Source organism: Burkholderia sp. PAMC 28687, from assembly GCF_001577465.1.
Classification (GTDB): Bacteria; Pseudomonadota; Gammaproteobacteria; order Burkholderiales; family Burkholderiaceae; genus Caballeronia.
Window position 1 is genome coordinate 620041 of record NZ_CP014507.1, and the last position, 23833, is coordinate 643873.

General features: G+C 61.3%; 25 protein-coding genes. 17 read left to right on the forward strand and 8 right to left on the reverse strand.

The window, feature by feature from the left end:
* Positions 1-90: 90 nt before the first annotated feature.
* Positions 91-780 (reverse strand): 5,6-dimethylbenzimidazole synthase, encoded by a 690-nt coding sequence (bluB, locus tag AX768_RS25655; protein ID WP_062003674.1) that lies wholly within the window; start codon positions 778-780, stop codon positions 91-93.
* Between the two features lie 413 nt (positions 781-1193).
* Positions 1194-3545, reverse strand: coding sequence for a bifunctional diguanylate cyclase/phosphodiesterase (locus tag AX768_RS25660; RefSeq protein WP_062002909.1), 2352 nt, complete (start codon positions 3543-3545; stop codon positions 1194-1196).
* Positions 3546-3956: 411 nt separating this feature from the next.
* On the opposite strand from AX768_RS25660, the gene phnC reads away from it, so the two are divergent.
* From phnC to phnE, 3 genes are all read left to right on the forward strand, one after another.
* Positions 3957-4850, forward strand: coding sequence for a phosphonate ABC transporter ATP-binding protein (gene phnC, locus AX768_RS25665; protein ID WP_062002910.1), 894 nt, complete (start codon positions 3957-3959; stop codon positions 4848-4850).
* A 40-nt stretch (positions 4851-4890) separates the two neighbouring features.
* A complete protein-coding gene (gene phnD / locus AX768_RS25670; RefSeq protein ID WP_062002911.1) occupies positions 4891-5862 on the forward strand; it encodes a phosphonate ABC transporter substrate-binding protein in 972 nt (323 codons plus the stop codon).
* Positions 5863-5957: 95 nt separating this feature from the next.
* A complete protein-coding gene (gene phnE, locus AX768_RS25675) occupies positions 5958-6692 on the forward strand; it encodes a phosphonate ABC transporter, permease protein PhnE (protein WP_086386447.1) in 735 nt (244 codons plus the stop codon).
* 58 nt (positions 6693-6750) lie between these two features.
* On the opposite strand, the gene phnN is transcribed toward phnE, so the two are convergent.
* The 3 genes from phnN to phnF are packed head-to-tail and all read right to left on the reverse strand — an operon-like array spanning position 6751 to position 8782.
* On the reverse strand, positions 6751-7311 hold the full coding sequence (gene phnN, locus AX768_RS25680) for a phosphonate metabolism protein/1,5-bisphosphokinase (PRPP-forming) PhnN (protein WP_062002912.1): 561 nt from the start codon (positions 7309-7311) through the stop codon (positions 6751-6753).
* On the reverse strand, positions 7308-8027 hold the full coding sequence (locus AX768_RS25685; RefSeq protein ID WP_062002913.1) for a DUF1045 domain-containing protein: 720 nt from the start codon (positions 8025-8027) through the stop codon (positions 7308-7310). Before AX768_RS25685 ends, phnN begins: the two co-directional genes overlap by 4 nt.
* A complete protein-coding gene (gene phnF, locus AX768_RS25690) occupies positions 8024-8782 on the reverse strand; it encodes a phosphonate metabolism transcriptional regulator PhnF (protein ID WP_062002914.1) in 759 nt (252 codons plus the stop codon). The genes AX768_RS25685 and phnF overlap by 4 nt, the downstream gene beginning before the upstream one ends.
* 184 nt (positions 8783-8966) lie before the next feature.
* Between phnF and phnG the strand changes: the two genes are divergently transcribed.
* The 7 genes from phnG to AX768_RS25725 are packed head-to-tail and all read left to right on the forward strand — an operon-like array spanning position 8967 to position 14796.
* Positions 8967-9458 (forward strand): phosphonate C-P lyase system protein PhnG, encoded by a 492-nt coding sequence (gene phnG / locus AX768_RS25695; RefSeq protein WP_062002915.1) that lies wholly within the window; start codon positions 8967-8969, stop codon positions 9456-9458.
* Positions 9458-10114, forward strand: coding sequence for a phosphonate C-P lyase system protein PhnH (gene phnH, locus AX768_RS25700; protein WP_062002916.1), 657 nt, complete (start codon positions 9458-9460; stop codon positions 10112-10114). Before phnG ends, phnH begins: the two co-directional genes overlap by 1 nt.
* The gene (locus tag AX768_RS25705; RefSeq protein WP_062002917.1) at positions 10114-11214 is read left to right on the forward strand and encodes a carbon-phosphorus lyase complex subunit PhnI; all 1101 of its coding nucleotides are present in this window, start codon (positions 10114-10116) and stop codon (positions 11212-11214) included. Before phnH ends, AX768_RS25705 begins: the two co-directional genes overlap by 1 nt.
* Positions 11211-12086 carry an alpha-D-ribose 1-methylphosphonate 5-phosphate C-P-lyase PhnJ gene (locus AX768_RS25710; RefSeq protein WP_062002918.1) on the forward strand — a complete coding sequence of 292 codons (876 nt, stop codon included), beginning with the start codon at positions 11211-11213 and terminating at the stop codon, positions 12084-12086. Before AX768_RS25705 ends, AX768_RS25710 begins: the two co-directional genes overlap by 4 nt.
* Positions 12083-12868, forward strand: a complete 786-nt coding sequence (phnK, locus tag AX768_RS25715) for a phosphonate C-P lyase system protein PhnK (protein WP_062002919.1) — start codon at positions 12083-12085, stop codon at positions 12866-12868. Before AX768_RS25710 ends, phnK begins: the two co-directional genes overlap by 4 nt.
* Before the next feature lie 9 nt (positions 12869-12877).
* Positions 12878-13669: a phosphonate C-P lyase system protein PhnL gene (gene phnL, locus AX768_RS25720; protein ID WP_062002920.1), complete on the forward strand. Its 792-nt coding sequence runs from the start codon at positions 12878-12880 to the stop codon at positions 13667-13669.
* Positions 13663-14796, forward strand: coding sequence for an alpha-D-ribose 1-methylphosphonate 5-triphosphate diphosphatase (locus AX768_RS25725; RefSeq protein WP_062002921.1), 1134 nt, complete (start codon positions 13663-13665; stop codon positions 14794-14796). Before phnL ends, AX768_RS25725 begins: the two co-directional genes overlap by 7 nt.
* Before the next feature lie 81 nt (positions 14797-14877).
* Here AX768_RS25725 and AX768_RS25730 read toward each other — a convergent pair whose 3' ends face one another.
* Both AX768_RS25730 and AX768_RS25735 read right to left on the reverse strand, forming a co-directional pair.
* Positions 14878-15468: a pyridoxamine 5'-phosphate oxidase family protein gene (locus tag AX768_RS25730; protein ID WP_231941608.1), complete on the reverse strand. Its 591-nt coding sequence runs from the start codon at positions 15466-15468 to the stop codon at positions 14878-14880.
* 29 nt (positions 15469-15497) lie between these two features.
* On the reverse strand, positions 15498-16256 hold the full coding sequence (locus AX768_RS25735; RefSeq protein WP_062002923.1) for a GntR family transcriptional regulator: 759 nt from the start codon (positions 16254-16256) through the stop codon (positions 15498-15500).
* A 68-nt stretch (positions 16257-16324) separates the two neighbouring features.
* On the opposite strand from AX768_RS25735, the gene AX768_RS25740 reads away from it, so the two are divergent.
* The 7 genes from AX768_RS25740 to AX768_RS25770 all read left to right on the forward strand — a co-directional run bounded on the left by AX768_RS25740 (position 16325) and on the right by AX768_RS25770 (position 23233).
* Positions 16325-17056, forward strand: a complete 732-nt coding sequence (locus AX768_RS25740) for an enoyl-CoA hydratase/isomerase family protein (RefSeq protein WP_062003676.1) — start codon at positions 16325-16327, stop codon at positions 17054-17056.
* Between the two features lie 47 nt (positions 17057-17103).
* The gene (locus AX768_RS25745; protein WP_062002924.1) at positions 17104-18492 is read left to right on the forward strand and encodes an MFS transporter; all 1389 of its coding nucleotides are present in this window, start codon (positions 17104-17106) and stop codon (positions 18490-18492) included.
* 14 nt (positions 18493-18506) lie between these two features.
* Positions 18507-20018 carry an aldehyde dehydrogenase gene (locus tag AX768_RS25750; protein WP_062002925.1) on the forward strand — a complete coding sequence of 504 codons (1512 nt, stop codon included), beginning with the start codon at positions 18507-18509 and terminating at the stop codon, positions 20016-20018.
* A gap of 233 nt (positions 20019-20251) precedes the next feature.
* Positions 20252-21625, forward strand: a complete 1374-nt coding sequence (locus tag AX768_RS25755; protein ID WP_062002926.1) for a sigma-54 dependent transcriptional regulator — start codon at positions 20252-20254, stop codon at positions 21623-21625.
* 89 nt (positions 21626-21714) lie between these two features.
* Entirely contained in the window at positions 21715-21921 is a 207-nt protein-coding gene (locus AX768_RS25760; RefSeq protein WP_144022237.1) for a hypothetical protein, read from the forward strand.
* 28 nt (positions 21922-21949) lie between these two features.
* Positions 21950-22165 carry a hypothetical protein gene (locus AX768_RS25765; RefSeq protein WP_062002928.1) on the forward strand — a complete coding sequence of 72 codons (216 nt, stop codon included), beginning with the start codon at positions 21950-21952 and terminating at the stop codon, positions 22163-22165.
* Positions 22166-22288: 123 nt separating this feature from the next.
* Positions 22289-23233, forward strand: coding sequence for a histone deacetylase family protein (locus tag AX768_RS25770; protein WP_062002929.1), 945 nt, complete (start codon positions 22289-22291; stop codon positions 23231-23233).
* Between the two features lie 4 nt (positions 23234-23237).
* On the opposite strand, the gene AX768_RS25775 is transcribed toward AX768_RS25770, so the two are convergent.
* Positions 23238-23753 (reverse strand): SLATT domain-containing protein, encoded by a 516-nt coding sequence (locus AX768_RS25775; RefSeq protein ID WP_062002930.1) that lies wholly within the window; start codon positions 23751-23753, stop codon positions 23238-23240.
* Positions 23754-23833 lie beyond the last annotated feature (80 nt).

Genomic DNA, 23833 nt, shown 5'->3' on the forward strand with positions numbered 1-23833 from the left:
AGCCGTTGCCACGGGGAGTCCGTGACAAGCCTTGAATGGCTTACTTGCCGCTGCAAAAGATGCATTAAACAGGCAACTGCCAGCCCGTGCTCAGTCGATTACCGGCTGGCCCGGGGCTTCGCAGGCCGCATCAGGCCAGCGGTTTTCTTCCACACAGTGTGCTGCCGGCACGCGTTTCGCCCAGCCCTCGGCTTGCAGCATCGGTTCATCGTAGAAGTGTTCCACGTGGCCAATGCAGAGAATGGCAACCGGCTTTGCATCGGCGGGCATATGCAGCAGACGTTGAACCGCCGCGACATCGAACAGCGATACCCACCCCAGTCCGATCCCCTCCGCGCGTGCCGCGAGCCACATGTTCTGGATCGCGCACGCCACTGACGCAAGGTCCATTTCGGGAAGGGTGCGGCGGCCGAAGATATGCCGCTCGCGGTCTTCCATCAAGCCGCCGACCAGCACCTCGCCGCAATCCAGAATGCCCTGGACCTTGAGCCGCATGAATTCATCGCTGCGTTCGTTGAGCGCCATGGCCGTTGCGCGGCGCTCCGTCTCCACGATGTCGTGCAACGCGAGGCGTACGTCGCGATCGATCACGCGCACGAAGCGCCAGGGCTGCATGAAACCGACGCTCGGGGCGTGATGCGCGGCATCGATCAGTCGCGCCATCAGTTCGGGCGCGACGGGGGCATCCGTGAAATGCCGCATGTCGCGGCGTTCGTGGATTGCGCGATAAACCCCTGCAATTTCAGGGTCGGAAAAGCGCTTGGCGGTCGAGTCGGTCATTGCATCCATGCATTCAAAAACAGCGATCGCGCTGAAATAACACGCGCGCCGAAGCCGCTGGTGGCCGTAACCATGTGGTCTGCGGGTAAATCCCGGTAAGGCGGGCGGCCATCATCCAAGCCGTCGATAGCTCATTCCCGTCACGATACACGGAGAATACAGCCCCGCGGCAACGGCCGTGCCGCTCGAAGAGCAGAGCCAGCAGTTCAACGATGCGGTGGCGTTGTTCAGGTCGACGGGCGATGTGCATGCGCCGGGATATTTGCACACCGCGGCGTGAAAATCGCTTTTCTTTGCTTCGTTTCGAAGTGGCCGAAGGAATTGGACAGACGGCAGCAATAACCTTTGTCAGACCACTGTATGGCTATTGTCTAAACGCGGCGGCCGCTGTGCCACAAGTAGCCCGGCGGCCATCATTCCCCCGCCGGCCACGCGAGATGCGGCGACGTCCAGTCGAGTTCGCTGCCAACGACCATCACCTCGCCGTCGCGCTGCACGGCCATTGTCACGCCGACCGAAGCGCGTCCGCTGGTGAGCGACAGATACGGCTGGCAGAACACTGCCGTCCCCATGTTCGCTACCGCCTTCCAGTAATACGGCCGATGATCCCAGCGCGCTGATTGCGTCGAGCGCAGCGGGCCGAGCCTGAAATCACCGCCGGGGCCGGCCTGTCCCACAAACTCCTGTCCCACGATCCGGCCCGTCTGATCGAGCACGAAGCAGCGCCGGCAGAGCGCGAAGGCGGTCATCGGCGCGATGGCTTCATGGACTTGCGCACCGTCCGATAACGCCGCCGCCGCGGCTCTCACCATCGCAAGGTAAGGCGACAGTTGCGCTTCAAACCGGCTCGCGCGCGCGGTCCGCCCTTCGGCGATCACATCGAACGCATGATCGATGCGCCGCATCACCGCGTCCGCCGCCGGTATGTTCGCACTCGGCCTGCCCAGCAAGAATCCCTGTGCGAAGTCGACGTTGGATTCGACCGCAAGCACGAGCTCCTCGGTCGTCTCGATTCCTTCGACAACCACGAGCATATCCGCGCGATGCAGCAGCGACACAATGGTCGATAACAACGGCTGGTCCGACGCACGGCTCTTCGCGCGGATCAGTTCTCCGTCGAGCTTCACGAAGTCGGGCTGGATGCGCAGCAGGCGGTCGAGGTTCGAATGGCCGGTGCCGAAGTCATCGACGGCAATCAAAAATCCGCATCCACGATACCGCCACGCGGCCAGCGCCAGCTCTTCCGCGCTCACGCCTTCCGACTCCAGTATCTCGAGTACGATGCTGCCCGGATTGAGCCCCGCTGCGCTCGCCATGTTCGCAAGCGTCTGCTCGTAGCCAGGTTGAATGAACGTGGATGGCGCGACGTTCAGGAACAGCCACGTGTCCTGCGGCAAGCGCTTGCGGGCATTGTTGAAGTGCAGATGATGCGTGAGCGAATCGAGCTCGATGACATCGGGGTTCGATTGCGGTGCGAACAACAATTCGGGCTGGACCGGCTGGCCCTCGTGATCGCGTCCGCGCAACAGCACTTCGAAACCCACTTGCTTCTGGTGCGACAGACTGTAGAGCGGCTGGAAGTGCGTGGAAAGTTCGAACGGTCCCCAGTGCCTGACGGAATCGGCGCCGGGAGTTGCATCTGCTTGTGCATCGATATTTTCGTCAATGGCGGTCGCCCGCACGCGCGCAACGCTGCTCACCCGCTCCACGAACACACGATTGCGGCCTGCATGTTTTGCACGCAACAACGCTTCATCCGCGCGGTCAAGAAGCGCGATAGCGGTCTCATGGCCACGCCGATGGGCCACGCCAAAACTCGCCGTCAGGAAACCATCGGGCCGCAGGATTCCTGCGATGCGGATGCGTAAGGAGTCCGCAAGCTCGGTGGCCTGATGCGTTCCAGCGGTTGGAACCAGTACCGCGAATTCCTCGCCGCCCAGCCGGCCGGCGATTGCCTCGGGGGGTATCGCCCCTTTGATGACCTGCGTGACCTGCAGCAGGGCATCGTCGCCGCGTGCGTGGCCGTATTGATCGTTGAGTGACTTGAAACGGTCGACGTCCAGGAAGATCGCGCTGACGATCTCATCGCCGCTGCGTGGCGCGCTCAGCATCTGCCCGGCTTGTTCGAGGAACGCGCGGCGGTTGAGCAATTGCGTGAGGGGATCGGTGGCGGCGAGCGCAATGAGCTTCTCTTCCAGCAGGAAGTGATTGAGCCGGAACCAATAGAAGCCGAAGTGGAACGTGGTCGCGGTTGGAATGCCGATAGCGACCCACATCGCGCACAGCACCCAGTCGTCGTGCGTGAATGGTACGGAAAACACGAACGGGATGCCCGCTATATAGAACGCGATCGTGCCGAGCACGAAATGCCGCGGCGTGAGCCACAGCGGCGCAGCGCAGATGGGCACGACCATGCCGGCGGGCAGCATCCAGTAAAGCGGCTGCTCGACGCCCGTCACGTTGATCATCACGCCGATCTGCAGCACGACGACATACGCTGCGCCTATCAGGCCGAACACGAAAGTGGAGGTCGCACGGGGAATGGCGGCTACGAGTAGCGACAACGCTAGCGCGCACATCAGGCGTGGCCAGAGTGGCAATTCGAGGCCCGTCACGTGTGCGCGCGCGATCACGAAGATCACGAAGGCTACGACGGTGAACGCCATGGTGACCGTGGAAAGCGGCTTCTGCAGCTCCATCGAACGTCGATGAAAACTCAGGCGTACCGCAGGCGTAACCGGCGGCGGAAGGAGAGATGTAAGCATGTCGTCGGATCGTTTTGTGGCAGTCTCATTCACGCAAGTGAAGGCTGTCGGCTCTGTTGTTACTGTTGCTGCTGTGTCCAGGCCGAATTTATGAATCCCCGAATCGGGGAATTCAGGTTCAAAATTTCATCAGACGAAACGTGATTGTCTTACGACACGCCGGCCGGCTCAAGATAAATGTTGAGCTATCCAGATATCAAAACGCTTGCCGAGCGTCAGTGTGACCGATTTCCCTCCGCGACCGAATTCAGATTTTTTTAATAAACATTGAAGTCCAGTGCGCTGCCGACCGTGTTCTTCTGCCTCGGTTGTGTATTCATCTAGACGACTTGCAAGCGTCACCGCGTCGTCATGTTGCCTTCCTAGAATCCCTACGACGCTGCAATTCTCCGGCGTCATAGTGAGGACATCATGGATGCAATCCGGATCGAACGTTTGTGCAAGACGTTCAACAATGGCCGCAAGGCACTCGACTCCATTGACCTGAAAGTGGTCGAGGGCGAAATGGTTGCGCTGATCGGCGCATCCGGTTCAGGCAAGTCCACGTTGCTGCGGCACATTGCGGGATTCACGGCTTCCGACCCCGCACCGTCGCATGTGACGCTGCTCGGGCGCCCGATTCAGGAGAATGGCAAGGTGGCGCGCGAAGTCCGCAGGATTCGTCGCGACGTCGCATTCGTGTTCCAGCAATTCAATCTCGTCGGGCGTCTCACCGTGCGCACCAATGTACTGATTGGGGCGTTGTCGCGCGTGGTGCTGTGGCGGCGTTTGATCGGCCGGTTTCCGCGCAACGAGCACGAGCTTGCAATGGCATCGCTTTCCGCAATGGGCATTGGAGACCACATCAACGAGCGCGCCAGCACCTTGTCCGGTGGCCAGCAGCAACGCGCTGCGCTCGCACGCGCGCTGGTTCAGCGGGCCCGCATCGTCCTTGCCGATGAACCCATCGCATCGCTCGATCCCGAGTCCTCCCGCCGCGTGATGGAGTTGCTTCAGTCGCTCAACGAAGACCATGGCCTGACGGTAGTCGTGTCGCTCCATCAGATCGATATCGCAATGAAGTACTGCGCAAGAACGGTCGCGCTGCGCAACGGCTGCGTGGTGTACGACGGTCCGTCCGCGAGCCTGACCCCCGCCTTGTTGCGCGAACTGTATGGCGCAGCAGCGGAAGAATTACTGACCGATGCCGACACCGAAACCGACGCCGCCCAGCGCGAGCCGGTTCGACAAACGGAGCGCGCGACAGCGCGTCCAGAAGGTGCATCCGCACGATCCGCGGCATTTGCATCGGCCGCGAGCTCCTGACCCGACAACTTTTGTTTTTTTCCAAACCTGGACCCATTCGATGAAATCAGCCCGTTTCCTTCTGGCCGGCGCGATGCTCGCTGCATGTCTCGTCTCGCAGGCAGCGCTTGCCGAGACGATCAACTTCGGCATCATCTCGACCGATAATTCATCCGCGCTCAGGCAGCGCTGGCAACCGCTGATCGACGATCTCAACAAGCAGACCGGCCTCGAAGTGAAGCCATTCTTCGCGACGGACTATGCCGGCATTATCGAAGGCATGCGTTTCAATAAGGTGCAGATCGGTTATTTCGGCAACGCGTCCGCAATCGAAGCGGTGGATCGCGGCAACGGCGAAGTGTTCGCCAAGGTGAAGTACAAGAGCGGGGAGGCGGGGTACTACTCGTTGCTCATCACGAATGTGAATAGCAAGTGGAAGACCGTCGACCAGGTGCTGAAGAATACCCACGACATCAACCTCGGTTTCGGTGATCCGAACTCGACATCCGGCACGCTCGTGCCCTCTTATTACCTGTTCGCGAAAAACGGCGTCTCGGTGCGCAACGACTTCAAGAGCGTGCTGCCGTCAAGCCATGAGGCAAACATGCTGGCCGTGGTGAACAACCGCGTGGATGTCGCGACGAACAATACCGACATGGTTGAGACCTTGCGGCAACAACATCCCGAGTTGCTGCAGCGCGTGCGCATCTTATGGAAGTCGCCGCTGATTCCGTCGGACCCGATCGTATGGCGCCGCGATCTGCCGCAAGCCACGAAGGACAAGCTGCGCAATTTCTTCGACCACTACGCGCAGACCGATCCGCGCGAGAAGGCGATCATGGAAGGCATCACGGGTTTGTCGGGCTTCACCGACTCCACCGATGCCCAACTGATCCCGATCCGTCAGATGGCCCTGTTCCAGAAGAAGGAGCAAATCCAGAACGACGCGCATCTGTCCGACGAAGACAAGAAAGCGAAGATCGCCGCGCTGGATGAGAAGCTCGCGCAGCTCGATACGGTGGCCGCGAAGTGAAGCATCCCGTCGACGCGTATTCCTTCGACGGCGCCGGGCCACGCCCGCAAGCCATCAAGCCCGATCTGCACGTACCCAAGCGGAGCTGGTTATCGATGTTCGGGTGGATTGCGTTCGTGGCCGTCCTCGGGCTGTCGTGGCGTAGCGCCGACATGCGTCCGCTCGATCTCTTCGCTGACCCGGGCAACATGGTGCAGTTCGGCCGCGACTTTTTCCCGCCGGACTTTCACGACTGGCGCACCTATGTTCACGAGATGATCGTGACGCTTGCTGTCGCGGTGTGGGGCACGGCGTTGTCGCTGATATTCGCGGTGCCGTGCGGGTTGTTGTCGGCCTATAACATTGCGCCGGTGTGGGTCGCGCAACCCGTGCGCCGCGTGATGGATGCATGCCGCGCGATCAACGAGATGGTCTTCGCGATGCTGTTTATAGTGGCAGTCGGACTCGGGCCGTTCGCGGGCGTGCTCGCGCTTTGGGTGCATACCACGGGCGTACTGGCCAAGCTGTTTGCCGAAGCCGTCGAGGCGATCGATGCACGGCCTGCCGAAGGTGTGCGTGCCACCGGCGCAAGCAGTCTCGACGAAGTGCTCTACGGCGTGCTGCCGCAGGTCATGCCGCTATGGATATCGTTTGCGTTGTACCGGTTCGAATCGAATGTGCGTTCGGCGATGGTCGTGGGCATGGTCGGTGCAGGCGGGATTGGCGTGGTGCTGTACGAAGCCATTCGCTCGTTCAACTATGCGCAAACCGCGGCAGTGTTGCTGATGGTTATTGTGATCGTGAGCTTGATCGATCTCGGGTCGGCCTGGCTGCGTGAGCGTGTGATCTGAAATTTCAGGACGTCGGGAATAAAGGCCGGTACGAAGTTCGTACCGGCCTTTTTCATCATCAGGCCAGTTTCAGCGGCTGATTGATCGCAGCCAGCAGTTGTTGTCCGGCATCGGCGAGCAGACCCGAGTTGTCGATAGTCGTCACCCGCGCTTCCTGCGGCAACGCAAGCGCCGGGCGTCGCGCGAGACGTGCTTCCATCTGCCTGGAATCTTCACGGCCTCGCCGTTCCAGACGCGCGGCGAGAACCGTCGGATTCGCGTGAATATGGACGAATTGCGTATGCGGATATCGTTCGAGCGCTGCAGGCGCATGCTGACGCGAACCGTTCACGACTACAACCAGACCACGCGCGAGCCATGCGTCGATTTCAACGCCGATGCCGTAGTGCAGCCCAAGGCTTTCCCAGTGCATCGAGAATACGCCGCTTGCCAGACGCGCGGCGAATTCGTCGTGCGTGAGCGCAACGTGATTCTCGCCGTCCGAAACAGGCCGCGTGATGTATCGGTGCGCAAACATCACCTGCGAACCGATCCGTTCGCGAACGAAACCGAGCAGCGAATCCTTGCCCGCGCCCGATGGTCCCATCACGTAGATCAGTCTGCCCCGATCGGCGCTCATGCGCGCGCTCCTGCATCGCCGAAAGGCAGACGCTGCCAAAGGGAGAAGGGCGCATCGCGATGCGCCTGAACGAAGAGCGCCGCGCCATGGAAGGGAAGTGGTCCAAGCGCTTCGCTGCGTGCTTGCCAGAGCGTCCTGATCGCGGTGCGTTGCGCTTCGGAGTCGATGGAATCGGAAAGCGTCATGTGAAAACGGAATTCATCGAGCACATAGGGGTAGCCCCATTCGAGCAGCAACGCGCGCTGCCGGGGAGTGAGATGGGGCGCGAGCCGCTTTTCGGTGTCTTCCGGCGATGGCCGTGCGCGCAGCGAGGCAAGGGCATGCAAGGCGCTTGCGGCGATGTCGCGGATGGCTCCGTCATGCTCCGATTGCGCCGCGCGAAGCGCAACGAAGCGGCCGAGATCGGCAGCTTGCAGCGGGACTTCGAAAGGCGCGATTCGCTTTGCCCATTCCTTTGCGGCCAGGACGACGTGCTCCGTGTTGTAACCCTCGGCGATATGAAACGGCGGCACAAAAGTGCCATGCCAGCCGTATCGGCGCGGTGCGACGGTGAGCGACGCAACCGGCTGGCCCAGCGCGGGAACGACAGGCGGTTCCATGGACTCGCCGGTTTCAGCATCCCGGCCAAGCCATTCGCTGCCGGCATGCCACCATGCGGATGCGGCTGGCGGTGCGTAGTAAAGCGCGATACGTGCATCGGGTGTCCACGCGCTCATACGCCATCCTCCACCAGCAATTGCACGCGGTCCGCCGCGAAGTGCGTGATGCCATATTTGATGGGCACGCCGGCCTCGTCAACATCGACGCTTTCGACCCACATGACGGGTTGCTGCCGGTTGATCTGCAGACGGCGCGCAACTTCGGAACTCGGCAAGATGCAACCAATGCGGCTCCATTTGCGCGTGTAATCGGTCACGCCGAATTCGGCCAGCGCCGCGCTGACGCCGGGCCTGCCCGCGAGCACCGCCGGAAAATCGGCGAACCGCATTGCCGGATACCAGCTTCGCGCGTAGGTCAGCGGTACGTCCTCGGAGTCATGGCGCGTCTCGATCTCGTAGACCAGCGTGCCGGCGCGGATGCCGAGCGCCTTGGCCGCAACCGGATCGGCCTTGACCTTCTCGCTCGACAACACCACGCCCGCCGACGGCTGATTGTGGCGGCGCAGGTTCTCGGTAAAACGCGTGCGCCGTCCAATCTGATAATCGATGGCACCGGGCTGCACGAACGTGCCACGTCCCTGTTCGACACTGACCAGTCCCGTCGCCGCAAGACGCAGCATGGCGCGGCGTACCGTATGGCGGTTGACGTCGAAACGCCGCGCAAGTTCTGCTTCGCTCGGCAGGCGGCCTTCTTCGCCAAAACTCTTCGCTGTAATTTCCGCCGAAAGGATCTGTTCGATCTGGCGCCACACAGCCACGCCCGCGCCGCGCTCGACTGCAAGCCCCGGTGTCCCCGTTTCGTTGGATGTCATGGTGGTGTCATTCCTGTCGGTTTGAATATCGTCATGGGCATTGTAGTGCGCCGCCGATGATGGAAATGTGAAAGCGGGGCACATTGGATCGATTTATATCTGTACCTGTAAACGTCTAGACGACCAGATGACTATTCTAGTAGGGTATGGATTCTGCAGCATCACCAAATTCACGAGGTTGACGATGAACATTTCTGCGCGGCCGTCCGAGTTGGCGCAACCCGCGACCCGGCGCGAGTGGCTGGCGATCCTGGCGCGTACGCCGCACGCCAGCATGAAGGCTGCAATGGACGCGGCGCTAGGCGCGGCCAGTCCGCCGGAGTTCGACTGGCTGCGCGCGCCGGATATCGGTCTGGCGATGGTGCGCGGCCGAGTGGGCGGGACGGGCGACGCGTTCAATCTCGGCGAAGTGACCGTGACGCGTGCAACGCTGCGTGTCCGGTCGGACGAAGGGCGTGCAACGGTCGGCATGGCAGTTCACATGGGACGCGACAAGGAGCGTGCAACGCTTGCCGCGCTCGCGGACGCTCTGCTGCAAATGCCCGCGTTCGAAGCACGCATGCAGCAGCATGTGATCGCGCCGCTGGCGGCGCGCATCGCTGCAAACCGCCAGCAAAAGCAGGCGCGCGCGGCGGCCACGAAAGTTGAATTCTTCACGATGGTGAGAGGTGACTGATGCAACGTAACAACCCATCTGCGGGTGCTCGGGGGGCGAGTGCGGGAAGCATCGACCTCGCCACGCTCACGCCTGGTTTCACCGATACCATCCATGACTCGCAGGGCGTGTTCCGCTCGCTGCTGGATGCATTGTCCCGGCCAGGCAAGATCGTATCCATAGACACGGTCGTGCCGGCTCTGGCGAACGAGCAAGAGGCGTACGTGCCGGTTGCCGCCTACGCTGCGTTGCTCGCGCTGGCGGATTATTCGACGCCCGTGCTGCTGCAGCATCCACATCGAGCATTGAGCGACGCCCTGCGCTTTCACACCGGCGCGCCGGTGACGGACGATTGTTCGGAAGCCGTGTTTGCCTATCTCGACGACGCACACTCCATGCCGTCGCTTGAAGAGTTTTCGCTTGGCGAACCCGAGACGCCGGAAACGGCCGCGATGCTGTTCATCCGCGTGGAGTCGCTGACAAGCGGCGCACCTGTGACGTGGCGCGGTCCCGGAATCCGCGAGTCGGAAACGGTTTGTGTGGAAGGCGTGCCTGCCTCGTTCTGGCACGAGCGCGCGCAACTTGCGAGCGACTTTCCGTGCGGCGTCGATTGTTATTTCGTTCGTGGCGGTTCGGTGATCGGATTGCCCCGCACAACACGCGTGGAGGTGGACTGATGTACGTTGCAGTCAAAGGTGGCGAACGCGCGATCGAACGTTCATGGGACCTGCTCGCAGAAAAACGCCGCGGCGATCAGGCGCTGGCAGAACTCAGCGTAGGCCAGATTCGCGAGCAGCTTCGGCTGGCCGTCGCACGCGTGATGACCGAGGGTTCCGTCTACGACGAGGAACTCGCCGCGCTCGCAATCAAGCAGGCGGCGGGCGATCTGGTCGAGGCGATATTCCTGCTGCGGGCTTACCGCACCACGTTGCCGCGTTTCGGCTATACGCTTCCTGTCGATACAGAAGAGATGTGCGTCGAGCGGCGAATCTCCGCTGCCTTCAAGGACATTCCCGGCGGACAGATGCTGGGGGGCACCTACGATTACACCCAGCGGCTGCTTGATTTCAAACTGCTTGCGGAAGGCGCCGCATCCGATGCCGGCAAGAAGATCGCGCCGCCCTCGGTGAAGGAGGATCCCATGCCGCGCGTGCTTGCCTTGCTCGACAAGGAGGGCTTGATCGAGCAGGAAAGGGCGCACGCGGATGCGTCCGAACCCGGCGATATCACGCGCGAACCGCTGACGTTTCCGGTCGATCGTACGGTTCGCCTGCAGAATCTCGCGCGTGCTGATGAAGGGTTCCTGCTCGCGATGGGCTACGCGACACAGCGCGGTTATTCGCACACGCATCCTTTCGCAGGCGAGATCCGCAACGGCGAAGTTGCGGTGGAAATGGATATTGAAGAGCTCGGCTTCTCCATTGAAATCGGGGATATGGAAATCACGGAATGCCAGATGATCAACCAGTTTGCCGGCAGTGGTGACGTGCCGCCGACGTTCACGCAAGGCTATGGACTCGCGTTCGGCCATTCGGAACGCAAGGCGATGGCAATGGCGCTCGTCGACCGTTCACTGCGCGCGCCTGATCTGGGCGAGACGGTCGCATCGCCGACGCAGGACGCCGAGTTCGTGCTCTCCCACAGCGACAACGTGGAAGCATCGGGCTTCGTTCAGCATCTGAAATTGCCGCACTATGTGGACTTCCAGTCGGAGCTCGAGTTGCTGCGGCGACTGCGCGCGGGTCTGGAAAAAGAACAGCAGGAGAACGCAGCATGAACGCGCGTACGCAGGAAACTGGGATTGCAGAAGGCTACAACTTCGCCTATCTCGACGAACAAACCAAGCGCATGATCCGTCGTGCGTTGCTGAAGGCCATTGCCATACCCGGACACCAGGTTCCGTTCGCATCGCGCGAAATGCCGTTGCCTTATGGCTGGGGAACGGGCGGATTGCAGGTTACGTCCGCCATCATCGGGCGCAGCGATACGCTGAAGGTCATCGACCAGGGTTCGGATGAAACGACCAATGCCGTCAACATCCGGCGCTTTTTCGCGCGCACGGCCGGCATTGCAACGACAACGCGAACCGTGGATGCATCGATCATTCAGACGCGTCACCGGATTCCGGAAACGCCGCTGACGGACAAGCAGATCCTCGTGTACCAGGTGCCGATGCCCGAGCCGCTTTACCGGCTGGAACCGCGCGTGACCGAGTGCCGCAAGCTTCATTCGCTCGCCGACTATGGCCTGATCAACGTGAAGTACTACGAGGACATCGTGCAGCATGGCAGCATTGCAACGACCTACGATTACCCGGTCCTTGTGAACGACCGCTATCTTTCGTCGCCTTCGCCAATCCCGAAGTTCGACAACCCCAAGATGCACATGAACCCCGCGCTGCAGCTTTTCGGAGCGGGCCGCGAACGGCGCATTTACGCCATTCCACCTTATACGAAGGTCAAGAGCCTCGATTTCGAGGATCATCCGTTCAGCATCCAGCACTGGGAACACGAATGCGCGCTGTGTGGATCGCATGAAAGTTTCCTGGACGAGATGATTGTCGACGACGAGGGCAAACGCATGTTCGTGTGTTCCGACAGCGACTATTGCCAGGAACATCGTGCTGCGAATGAACAGGGGGATGCATGAACGGTTCATCCGTAGCTCCGCTGCTCAGCGCACGCGGACTCACCAGGCGTTATAACGGACGCGGCGGTTGTGCCGACGTGGATATAGACATCTATCCGGGCGAAGTCCTGTGTATTGTCGGTGAATCGGGCTCGGGGAAATCGACCTTGCTGAACGCGCTGGCCTTGCGCACCCCTGCGGACGATGGCGCATTGATGTATCGCACGGCCGGGCACGAAGTACTCGACCTGCTTGCGCTGCCCATGCCGCGCCGCCGGATGCTCGCTCGTACGGACTGGGGTTTCGTGCATCAGAATGCACGCGATGGCTTGCGTCACGGTGTATCGGCGGGAGCGAACATTGGCGAGCCCCTGATGGCGAACGGCGCCCGTCATTACGGCAAGCTTCGCGAGACAGCGTCCGACTGGATGAGCCAGGTCGAGCTCGATTCCACGCGTATCGACGAATTGCCGTCCGCGTTTTCAGGCGGCATGCAGCAGCGGCTGCAGATCGCGCGCAACCTGGTGACGAAACCGCGCCTCGTTTTCATGGATGAACCGACGGCGGGGCTTGATGTATCGGTGCAGGCGCGCTTGCTGGACCTGCTTCGCACGTTGACCGGCAAGCTGCATCTTGCAGCGCTGATCGTGACGCACGATATCGGCGTGGCGCGCCTGCTTGCGCATCGGTTGATGGTGATGAAGGATGGCCGCGTGGTGGAAAGCGGGCTGACCGATCAGGTCCTCGACGATCCTCAACATCCCTATACACAGACGCTGGTAGCGTCCGTGCTGCCCGTCTGAGAGCCTAGAATGAACGCCAATCGCTTCAAAGAACTCGCCGACGACGCCGCCTTCGCCGAAAGTAAAACGCTGATGCTGCGCGCGCGCGGCGTCGAGAAGACTTTCACGCTGCATCAGCAGGGCGGTGTGAGCATTGCAGCACTGGGCGGCGTGTCGCTCGATGTGGAGCGCGGCGAATGCGTGGTGTTGTCGGGGCCCTCGGGTGTCGGCAAGAGCACCTTGCTGCGCTGCATGTACGGCAACTATCTGCTGACACGCGGCACGGTTACCATTCGCGACGAGAGCCGCGCATCCGGGTTCCTGTCGCTGTCCCATGCTGAACCGCACGACGTGATCCGCCTGCGCCGCACGACCATGGGCTACGTCAGCCAGTTTTTGCGCGCGATACCGCGGGTTTCATCCATCGATCTCGTCAGCGAGCCGCTCGTATCGCGCGGCATGAATGAAGATGAAGCGCGCGAACGGGCCGGTGTCCTGCTGGAACGTCTGAACGTGGCGCGCCGTTTATGGACGCTCGCGCCAGCCACGTTCTCAGGCGGCGAGCAACAACGTATCAACATCGCACGCGGGTTGATTGCTGGGCAGCCGCTCTTGCTGCTCGACGAGCCCACCGCATCGCTCGATGCAGAGAACCGGCAGGTGGTCGCCGATCTCATAGTCGAAGCGCGTGAGCGGGGCGCGGCGATCGTAGGCATTTTTCATGACGAGGACACGCGCGAACGCGTCGCGACTCGTCTGATCCAACTCAACGCTCCCGCCGGGCAGGCGGCCACGACTACGGAAACCTTGCAGACATGTTGATCAAGAACGCGCGAATCGTCACTCGCGACGAAGAGTTCACAGGTGTTGTATGCATTGCCGACGGACGCATTGCCGAGGTTGCGCCCGGCACGACTTCAGCCGGCGACGCCGAAGACTGGGGCGGCGACTATCTATTGCCCGGCCTCGTTGAACTGCATACGGACAACATCGAAAAACACATCGCGCCGCGTCCCGGCGTGCTGTGGAATTCCGATGCCGCGATCGTCGTGCATGATGCGCAAGTGGCGAGCGCCGGCATCACGACCGTCTTCGATGCATTGGGCATTGGCTCACGTGGGGGCGTGGGTGTGCGCGGCAAGGAGTTGCAGACCAATAACGCGCGGGCAATAGAACGCCTTGCGGGAAAGGGCTTGTTGCGTGTCGATCACTTCCTGCACTTGCGCTGCGAGATCGCGGCGGCGGATGTGCTCGAAGTTTTCGATAGTCTCGTTTCGCATCCTCTGCTTCGGCTCGTTTCGGTGATGGACCATACGCCGGGCCAGCGTCAATGGCACGACCCCGTGCAATGGCGCAAGTATCAGGAGCGTCACGGCAAATGGACCGATGCGCACGCGAACACCATGCTCGACGAACTGACCCGCGATCAGCAGCGGTATGCGCGGCTGCATCGGACGGAGATCGTCGCGCGTTGCAAGGCGCGTGGCCTGCCGCTCGCAAGTCACGACGACACGTCGGTCGACCATGTGCTCGAAGCGGCGGAAGACGGCATCGTGCTGGCTGAATTCCCGACCACGCTCGTGGCAGCAGAGGCGGCGCGCGAGCGTGGAATCTCGACGATCATGGGTGCGCCGAACATCGTGCGCGGCGGATCGCATTCGGGCAATGTCTCGGCGCTCGAAATGGCAAGGGCGGGATTGCTCGATATCCTGTCATCGGATTACGTGCCTTCGAGCCTGCTGACCGCGACCTTCGATCTCGTCGATAAAGCCGGCTGGTCCCTGCCGCAGGCAATGCGAACGGTGTCATCCGCGCCGGCCAAAGCGGCGGGATTGACAGACCGGGGCGCCATCGCCATCGGCTTGCGAGCGGACTTCGTGCGCGTCGCTATGTCCGATCGTCTGCCGATTCCGCGTGCGACCTATCTGGAGGGAAAACGCGTCGCATAGCGGATCAACAAAGGGTCGATAAAACCGCGATGGGCAATTCTTGACTCAGGCGAGGCGGCCTGAGCGTAAGCGCCTTGAGTCTCATGGCGCGACCCATTGCCCCTGGAAGGCGCCATCGTCACGTACATGAAACTGCGCTCTGTGGTGCGGCTCGTTCGACAGATCGAGATAGTCGATGTGCCGCACCGAAACATGCACGAGGCAGAAGTTCTCGTAGCCGAGCATGGGGTCCGCGGCATCAGGCGCGGCGGCCTGGGCGGGGTCATCGATAACACTTCCCGACACGACCGGTGATCGATACAAGATCAACGTACGCGGCCGGCTCGAATTCCACACGGCCAGCTTTTCGGCTTCATCGGTCACGAAAGACGCAATGCCTTCCACGCGAATCTGCACGAGTCGCTCGGCGTCGTACCCGTGCATCGAAATGGCCGGGCGTGCGCGTAGTTCGCGGACTTTCTCGGAACGGATGTCCGTGTGAAATGAAAGACGAGCAAGCTCATCGTTTGCATCGCGCAATACGATGGTCCGAACCTTGGGATTTCCATCGACGCCTACAGTCGCCGCCTGCAGCACGCTGAACGGCGATCGTCCGGCGCCTGCACGCAAGGAATCCCAGATCGACTTGAACAAGTCCTTCATGTCTGGTGTAGCAGAGGCGCTTGCAGTCACTTGTTGGTCCCGGGTGTGAGGTGAATGGTTCAGCCCTCAGTTTCCTTCAATACTGCCGTTGCTGCTTCGCATGCGCCACGCAGTTGCTCTCGCATCAGGTCCTGCACGCGTTTGTCGCCGGTGGAGATCGCGTCCTTGATCTTCACGGCCTGTTCAAACGATGCCCGCATCCGTCCGCCGCGCGCCATCGCGATCCGTCGCAAGCGCCGTACCGGACCCATGAGGCTCGCGTGCGTTGCCTGAAGCGTGCGGTTATCGGCGAGGGTCATTACGATCGAATAGAAGCGGTCGAGGGCATCCACGTACGCCGCGGGATCATTGGCGGCCACATTCGCACGCATCTCGCCAATCACGTCTTCCAGTTGAGCGCGCCCGAGCGTCGTGATGTTTTCCGCGCAAAGCTGAACGGCGAGGCATTCGAGCGCCGTGCGCACTGTGTAAATCTCCGCAACGTCACGCAGTGTCACGGACCGTACGAACGCCCCTACGCGCGCCACCACGGTCACCAGGCCTTCGCGTTCGAGTTGTGCAAACGCCTCACGCATCGGCGTGCGGCTGACGTTCAATTGCTTCGCGACCTGCACCTCCGATAGCCGGCTTCCCGGCGCCAGCACTCCTTCCACGATCGCCTCTCGCAACGCCGGCACGACCACGCCGTCGCTGAGCGAGTCGCCGGACGCGTCGACCATGCGCATTTTCGAGTGATATTTGCGGCCGATGGTTTCGAGCGCCTGCTCGGGCACGCGATCAGTCATTTCCATTTCAGCAGGTTTCGTTGCAGAGGCCATTGACTTTCCGTTGTTCGATGAATACGCTGTATACAGCTTATACAGGCGATTATACAACAGGAGGCTGCTTGGACTACGCGCGCTTGCCGGACCCGGTCGTGATCGATCGATCGGGAGAAATTCTGACCTTTACGCTGAACAATGCCGCCGCCGGCAACGAAATCACTGCGCCCATGTTCGACGCCATGATCGCCGTCTTGCGTAGCGAGGCAACCTTGCCTACGGCGCGCGTGCTGCGCATTCGGGCAAGCGGTGAAACGTTCTGCACAGGGCGGGAACGCGCCGGAACGGACGCGGTTTCGATTCATCGCGAAGTCTCGCGGTTGATCGAATTGAAGCGGCTACTGCGGGTATCGCCGATGATTTCGATTGCCGAGGTGCAGGGCGATGCGCTCGGTTTCGGCTTTGGTCTTGCGATCCTGTGCGACTTCACGCTGGTAGCGGGCAGCGCGAAGCTCGCCTTTCCCGAGATGCGCAAGGGCTTGCCGCCGGCCGCGATCATGGCCTACCTCGGCCGCTATGCCTTGCCCAAGCAAGTGTTCCCGATGCTTCTTTTCGGCGACGCAATCACGCCCGACGCCGCACTGGCCGCCGGACTCGTGACCCGCGTCTGCGCGCCCGACGCGTTGCAGGCGGATACCGATGCGCTCGTTGAACGAATCCTCTCACTCGATGAAACCGGCGCGCGGCAGTGCAAGTCGTTCTTCCAGAACGCGGAGGAAAGCTCGCTCGAACACAACTTCCGGTGCGCAACGGAAACGCTGACGGTGTCGGCGTTGCGGCTGATGGCATCGAAATAACCGGTCATGCATTACGACAAACCCTCGATGGTTTGCAGGAGACGGAAATGAATGTGAATGCAGGCGCACGCCTGGACCGGCTGCCGGTATCGGGCTTTCACAAGCGCATCATGTGGCTGATCGGGATCGGCATGTTCTTCGACGGCTTCGATATCTACGTGGCCTCGACCGTCCTCGGCGCCACGCTGCAAAGCGGTTTTTCCACGCTCGGCCAAAACGCGCTGTTCGTGTCGCTCACGTTCTTCGGCATGATGCTGGGCTCGCTGGCGACGGGTTTTCTCGGCGATAGATTCGGCCGGCGCTTCACGTACCAGACCAACCTGATGGTATTCGGCATCGCCTCACTGGGCGCTGCGCTCGCGCCGAACATGATGGTGCTGATCGCTTTTCGCTTCGTGATGGGCCTGGGGCTCGGCGCGGAAAACGTCGTCGGTTATTCGACGCTGACCGAGTTCGCGCCGCCCGCGTCGCGCGGCAAGATGCAGGGGCTGATGGCCGTGTTCGTGGTCTCGGGCTTGCCGGTGGCGGGATTGATCGGCCTGTTTCTGATCCCCGCCATGGGCTGGCGTGCGATGTTCGTGCTCGGCGGGATCGGCGCAATCGGCGTGTGGTACGCGCGTAAATCGCTGCCGGAGTCCCCGCGTTGGCTGGAGTCGGTGGGGCGCCATCAGGATGCCGAAGCAATTCTTTCGAAGATCGAAACGGAAGTGAAGGCCGAACATGGCGGCACGTTGCCCGCGCCATCGCCGAAGCCTTCCGTTGCGCCCTCGCGTGCGCTGGGCTCGCTTTTCACCGGGGCGATGTTGCCGCGCATGATCGTCGGATGCGTGACGCTGGTGGTGATCAACACCTTGCTGTATGGCTTCGTTACCTGGCTGCCCACGTTTTTCGTTCATCAGGGTTTCAGCATTGCGAAGTCGTTCGGCTATGCGCTCGTGATGTCGATCGGTGCGCCCATCGGTTCGGGCATCGGCGCATTGACCGCCGACAGGTGGGGCCGCAAGCCCACCATCATCGGCGCGTCTTTCCTCGCGATCATCTTCGGCGCGATTTATCCGTTCGTGAGCAACCCGGTCATGCTGCCGGTCGTCGGCCTGCTGCTCGTGATCCCCATATATGTGCTGGTCGCCCTGCTGTTCGCGATCTACGTGCCCGAACTGTTCCCGACTGAAGTGCGCCTGCGGGCGTCGGGCATATGCAATACGCTTGGCCGGGGTGCGACCATCGTCACGCCGTTTATTGTTGTGGCGCTCTTCGGGCATTACGGCGTAGTCGGCGTGCTCGCATTGATGATCGGCTTGCTGGCCATTCAGATCGTGGTGGTGGCATGGCTCGGTGTGGAACCGACCGGCCAGCGCCTGGAAGATATTCAGCCGACGGACGCCCCCGCGCGTCTCGATGTCGGCGCCGATACGCGGGTGTCCCCGCTCAAGTAAACGGAGAAAGCAAGATGGATGCAGTGAACAAGCAGTTCCTGAGCGCGCAGTTGTTCATAGACGGGAAGTTCGTCGATGCCGCCTCGGGCGAGACCATGGACATCATCAATCCGGCCGATGGCGCGGCGATCGGCACGCTGTCGAAGGCATCTGCCGAGGATGTGGACCGCGCGGTGCAGTGCGCACACAACGCGTTTGAAAGCGGCGTATGGCGCGACATGCCGTTCCAGCAACGTGCGCGCGTGATGAACCGGTTTGCCGATCTGTTCGAAGCCGACCTCGAAAACTTCTACAAGCTGGAGACGCTCAACAACGGCCGGCCGATCGTCGAAACGCGTGCGCAGATATCGCGTTTGCCGCAGTTTTACCGATACTTCGCCGCGCTTGCACTCACGCGCCGCAGCGATGTGATTCCTATCGAAGGGCCGTATCTTTGCTATACGCAGCGCGTGCCGCTCGGCGTGTGTGCGTTGATGACATCGTTCAATCATCCGCTGATGATCCTGTCGAAGAGCCTGGCGCCTGCGCTTGCGACCGGCAACAGCGTCGTGATCAAGGCGTCGGAGCAGACACCGCTCACCACCGTTCGCCTCGTTGCTTTATTGCAGCAGGCGGGTGTTCCGGACGGCGTCGTGAACGTGATCAACGGCGAGGGTAAGGAAGCAGGCGCCGCGCTCGCGCGCCATCCGCTGATTGCAAAGGTCGTGTTCACGGGCGGCACGGAGGTCGGTCGCTCGATTGGCGAAGCGGCCGCGCAGACCTTTGCGCTGACGACGCTCGAACTCGGCGGCAAGGGCGCGGTGATCCTGTTCGATGACATGGACATCGATCGCGCGGTGAACGGTGCGGCGTTCGCGGCGTTTATCGGAGCGGGGCAGACCTGCGTGTGCGGCGCGCGCCTGCTGGTGCAGGAAACCATCTACGAAAAGTTCCTGGAGAAATTCCGCGCGAAGGTCGAGGCGATCCGCGTGGGCGATCCCGCCGATCTCAACACGCAACTGGGGCCGGTCATCTCCGGACGCTCGCGTGCGCGCATTCTCGGCATGCTGGAACGCGGCATTGCCGACGGCGCGAAGCTGCTTGCGGGCGGCGGCATTCCCGCGCATCTCAGCGAAGGTTTCTACCTGCAACCCACCGCGTTCTACGATGTCGATCCGAAATGGGAACTCGGCCAGGGCGAAGTGTTCGGTCCAGTCACGGTGATCATGCCCTTCAAGGACGAAGCGGATGCGCTGCGCATTGCCAACGACACTCAGTTCGGTCTTGCGGCGTCCGTGTGGACGCTCGACGTGGCGCGAGCCCACCGCGTGGCGAGCAAACTGGTGTTCGGGATGGTCTGGATCAACGATCATCACCGGCTGGACCCGGCTTCGCCTTGGGGCGGTTTCAAGAACAGCGGGGTAGGGCGGGAGACCGGGATCGAATCGTTCGATCAGTTCAGTGAGCCGCGTGCGGTGACGGTCAACACGAGCGGCGTCACGGTCGACTGGTATGCCGATGACGGCCAGCTCAAGCGCCTTAATTAATCAGGCGACAATTTAACTTAAGGGATGGCCGGTCATGCTACCGGCCATTTCTGCACATTTTTCCTATCCCCGCTGATTCATGGGCCTGCAACGGCAAATCATGCCTCAACTGTTTATATCAAGTTTCTAAATTGATCTAAAGAATCAAAACCGGTTTAACGTTTGCCCCGGATACTCGGACCCGCTTACAGCGTGCATACTACGTCATACAAATAAAGCAATGAGAGAAAACCATGCACGGGGAAAAAAGGCCGCTTTACTACGTAGGACGCACGCTGCATCCGCCCTTGCGGGCGCGCCTGAAGGAACGTGCGTGGAAAGTCGAGGTGCTCGAACCGGGTTCGGTACCTAAAGCGGGGCCCAGGCAGCCGTCGGCGGGGATTCTCGACTTTTCGTCGCTCGAATTTCCGGCGGACCTGCGTTACCTTCACGAACTTCTGGCAAGTTCGATGACAGGCTGGGTTGCACTCGGCCATCGTGAAGACCTGGAAGACGCGACCGTGCGCGGCCTGATTCGCGATTATTGCTTCGACTACATCACGCTGCCCACCTCGGATGACCGCATAGTCGATGCCGTCGGCCACGCGCTCGGTATGGTGGCGTTGCAGGTGAATACATCGAATGACGTACGCGACGGCCATCCCGAAGGCGAGATGGTCGGATCCTGCGAGGCCATGCTTACGTTGTTCCGCTCGATCCGCAAGGTCGCGATGACCGATGCGCCCGTGTTCATTTCGGGCGAATCGGGCACGGGCAAGGAACTGACCGCAGTCGCCATTCACGAACGCTCGACCCGGCGAGATGAGCCGTTCGTCGCTATCAACTGTGGCGCCATTCCCGCGCATCTGCTGCAATCGGAACTGTTCGGGTACGAGCGCGGCGCGTTTACCGGCGCGAATCAACGCAAGATCGGAAGAGTGGAAGCGGCGAACGGCGGCACGCTGTTTCTCGATGAAATCGGCGACCTGCCGCTCGAAAGCCAGGCGAGCCTGCTGCGTTTCCTGCAGGAGCGCAAGGTCGAACGGCTTGGCGGACACGGGTCGACACCCGTGGACGTGCGCATCATTTCGGCCACGCACGTGGACATGCAAACCGCGATGATCGAAGGGCGCTTTCGCGCCGACCTGTATCACCGTTTATGCGTCCTGCAACTCGACGAACCGCCGTTGCGCGCACGCGGCAAGGACATCGAATTGCTGGCGAAGCACATGCTCGACCGCTTCAAGAAGGAAGCGAGCCGGAAACTGCGCGGCTTTGCGCCCGATGCCATCGCTGCAATTCACAACTACGGCTGGCCCGGCAACGTGCGCGAGCTGATCAACCGGATCCGGCGGGCAATCGTGATGTCCGAAGGGCAGCAAATCGGCGCCAGCGATCTCGAGCTCGCCGATTACGTTGAAGTCGCACCGGTGTCGCTTGCGCAGGCGCGCGAATCGGCGGAACGGCAAGCTATCGAGCTTGCATTGTTGCGTCATCGCGGACGTCTCAGCGACGCCGCGCAGGAACTCGGCATCTCGCGAGTCACGCTTTACCGCCTGTTGACCGCGCACGGCTTGCGCGCGGACGTCAGCACCGTGCCGGCGCAGGATTCCCGGCCTGCGGCGTGACGCTTTATCGAGAAAACGAATCGGCACGAAAAGCTTCGCTTGGTCACACGGACGAACCGTATATCTTTGTGACAGGTGTGCAATCGGTCATGTCCCAGCTCGTTCAGATCCGCGCCGACCTCGCAAGGGGAACGGGCGGCAGGGTTCATGTCGCGACGCACGCGTATCATTGCGATTCGGTCGAGGGGATGGACCGGCTCTTGAGCGACGTCCGTGCAAGACGTATCAGTGAAATCAGGGTCTCGGAGTCGCAGTGGGGCGTCCGGCGGCTGGTGATCAACTATTTTGGCGCGTAGGTTTCGCATCTGTGCGCCGGAGATTCCGATGAGACACAAGACCCGCGGCGTGGTGATCGTGCCCATACTGATTGGCCTTGCGGTCGCTGCGGTCGTCTGGGTCGCGAGTTATCGCGGCGGTGGACCGAAACTCGTGGACGCGGGCGGTTCGCCTTCGGCCTCGGCTCTGGCGGCTACCCCATTTGCCGCGAGCGGTTCAAGCGTCGCGCCCGCGACCCAACCCGTTGAAACAGCAAAATATTGACGCTTCAGGTCATGCATAAGCAAAGACCTATGATTCGTTAAACAATGTCTGATTATCGTGTACGCCTGGACGGCCTTAAGCTTGCTGGTTTGAGTTGCAGCAAAACTTGAGGCGTTCATTGCAATGCACAGCACGATCATTCTCTCCCATCCCGCCTGCCTCGAACATCGTCCCGGACCGCATCATCCAGAGTCACCGGAACGTCTGAAAATAGTGCTGAACGCGTTGCGATCGCCTGAGTTTGCATCGCTCGAATGGCGCGACGCGCCGCTTGGCACGATCGAACAGGTCCAATTGATCCACGATCCAGAATTTGTGGACGACGTTGCCGAAATGGCGCCGAGCCACGGCTACGTGCCGCTCGATGGCGGCGATACCGTAATGTCGCCGGGGTCGTGGGAGGCTGTGATGCGTTGCGTCGGCGCGGCGTGTGCGGGCGTCGATGCCGTGATGAACGGGGACGCCCGCAACGCATTCTGCGCGACGCGGCCGTGCGGTCACCATGCCGAACCATCGAGAGCGATGGGCTTCTGCATCTTCAACCAGGCCGCGATTGCCGCTGCCTACGCCCTGGAAACGTTCAGGCTTGAACGCGTCGCGGTCGTCGATTTCGACGTCCATCATGGCAACGGCACGCAAGCTGCATTCTTCAACCACCCGGAATTGTTCTACGCGTCGAGTCACCAGTCGCCTTTATATCCGGGAACGGGCGCGGCATCCGAAACAGGCGTGGATCACAACATCGTCAACGTGCCGTTGCCGCGCGGCTGCGATTCCGCGCTGTTTCGCACGCGAATTGAATCCGGCATGCTGCCGGCGATACGCGAGTTCGATCCTCAGCTCATCATCATTTCGGCGGGTTTTGATGCACATCGGCTCGATCCGCTTGCGGGTCTGAACCTCGAGGACAGCGATTTCGAATGGATCACTACGGAGTTGGTGCGTATCGCCGATACCGCGTGCGAAGGGCGCATCGTTTCGATCCTGGAAGGCGGTTATAGCCTTGAAGCCCTGGCTGCCGGCACGACCGTGCACGTGCGCGCGTTGATGGGCACTGTGGCCGATTGACGATTCATTTCGAGCCGCTGCGCTCGCCTGCCGACATGTCCTGCTGCGTCTTGATGAAGACGTCTGTCGGCACGTTCGGGACCTCCTGCGCCAGGCGGTCCAGTTCCTCGCGAATCTCGACGAAATCGTGTGCCGCGCGCGTGTCCGGCGACCGCGCATAAATGGACTCGAGCCTTCGCCTGATGGCGCCATAACGGGCGCCTGCCGCGCGATGCTGCTCGGCTCGCTCGGCATAGCGCAGGAACGTCTGCAGCGACGCCATCACCGATGCCAATACACTGACCAGACCGATCACGATCCTCACCAAAGGCGATACGCCTGTGGCGATCATCGACAAGAACGCGCCGGTCCCGATCAGGGCAGTGAGCGCGATCACCGAAACGCCCAGCCCACGATTGCGTCTGCCGAGCAGGTTGGCCATGTCGTAGTGACTCATCTGCGACTCGCGCGCGCGGCGAGTCCACTTCAGCAAAAGAGAATCGGTATCGATGGCCGGCTCGTAGTCGCCGAGTGTTGACATGGGTTGGCTTCCTTTTTGTTCGCTACATGGACGGGTCATTATCGGGGATGGCATTGCGGCGCGCACGCCGGGACGAAACC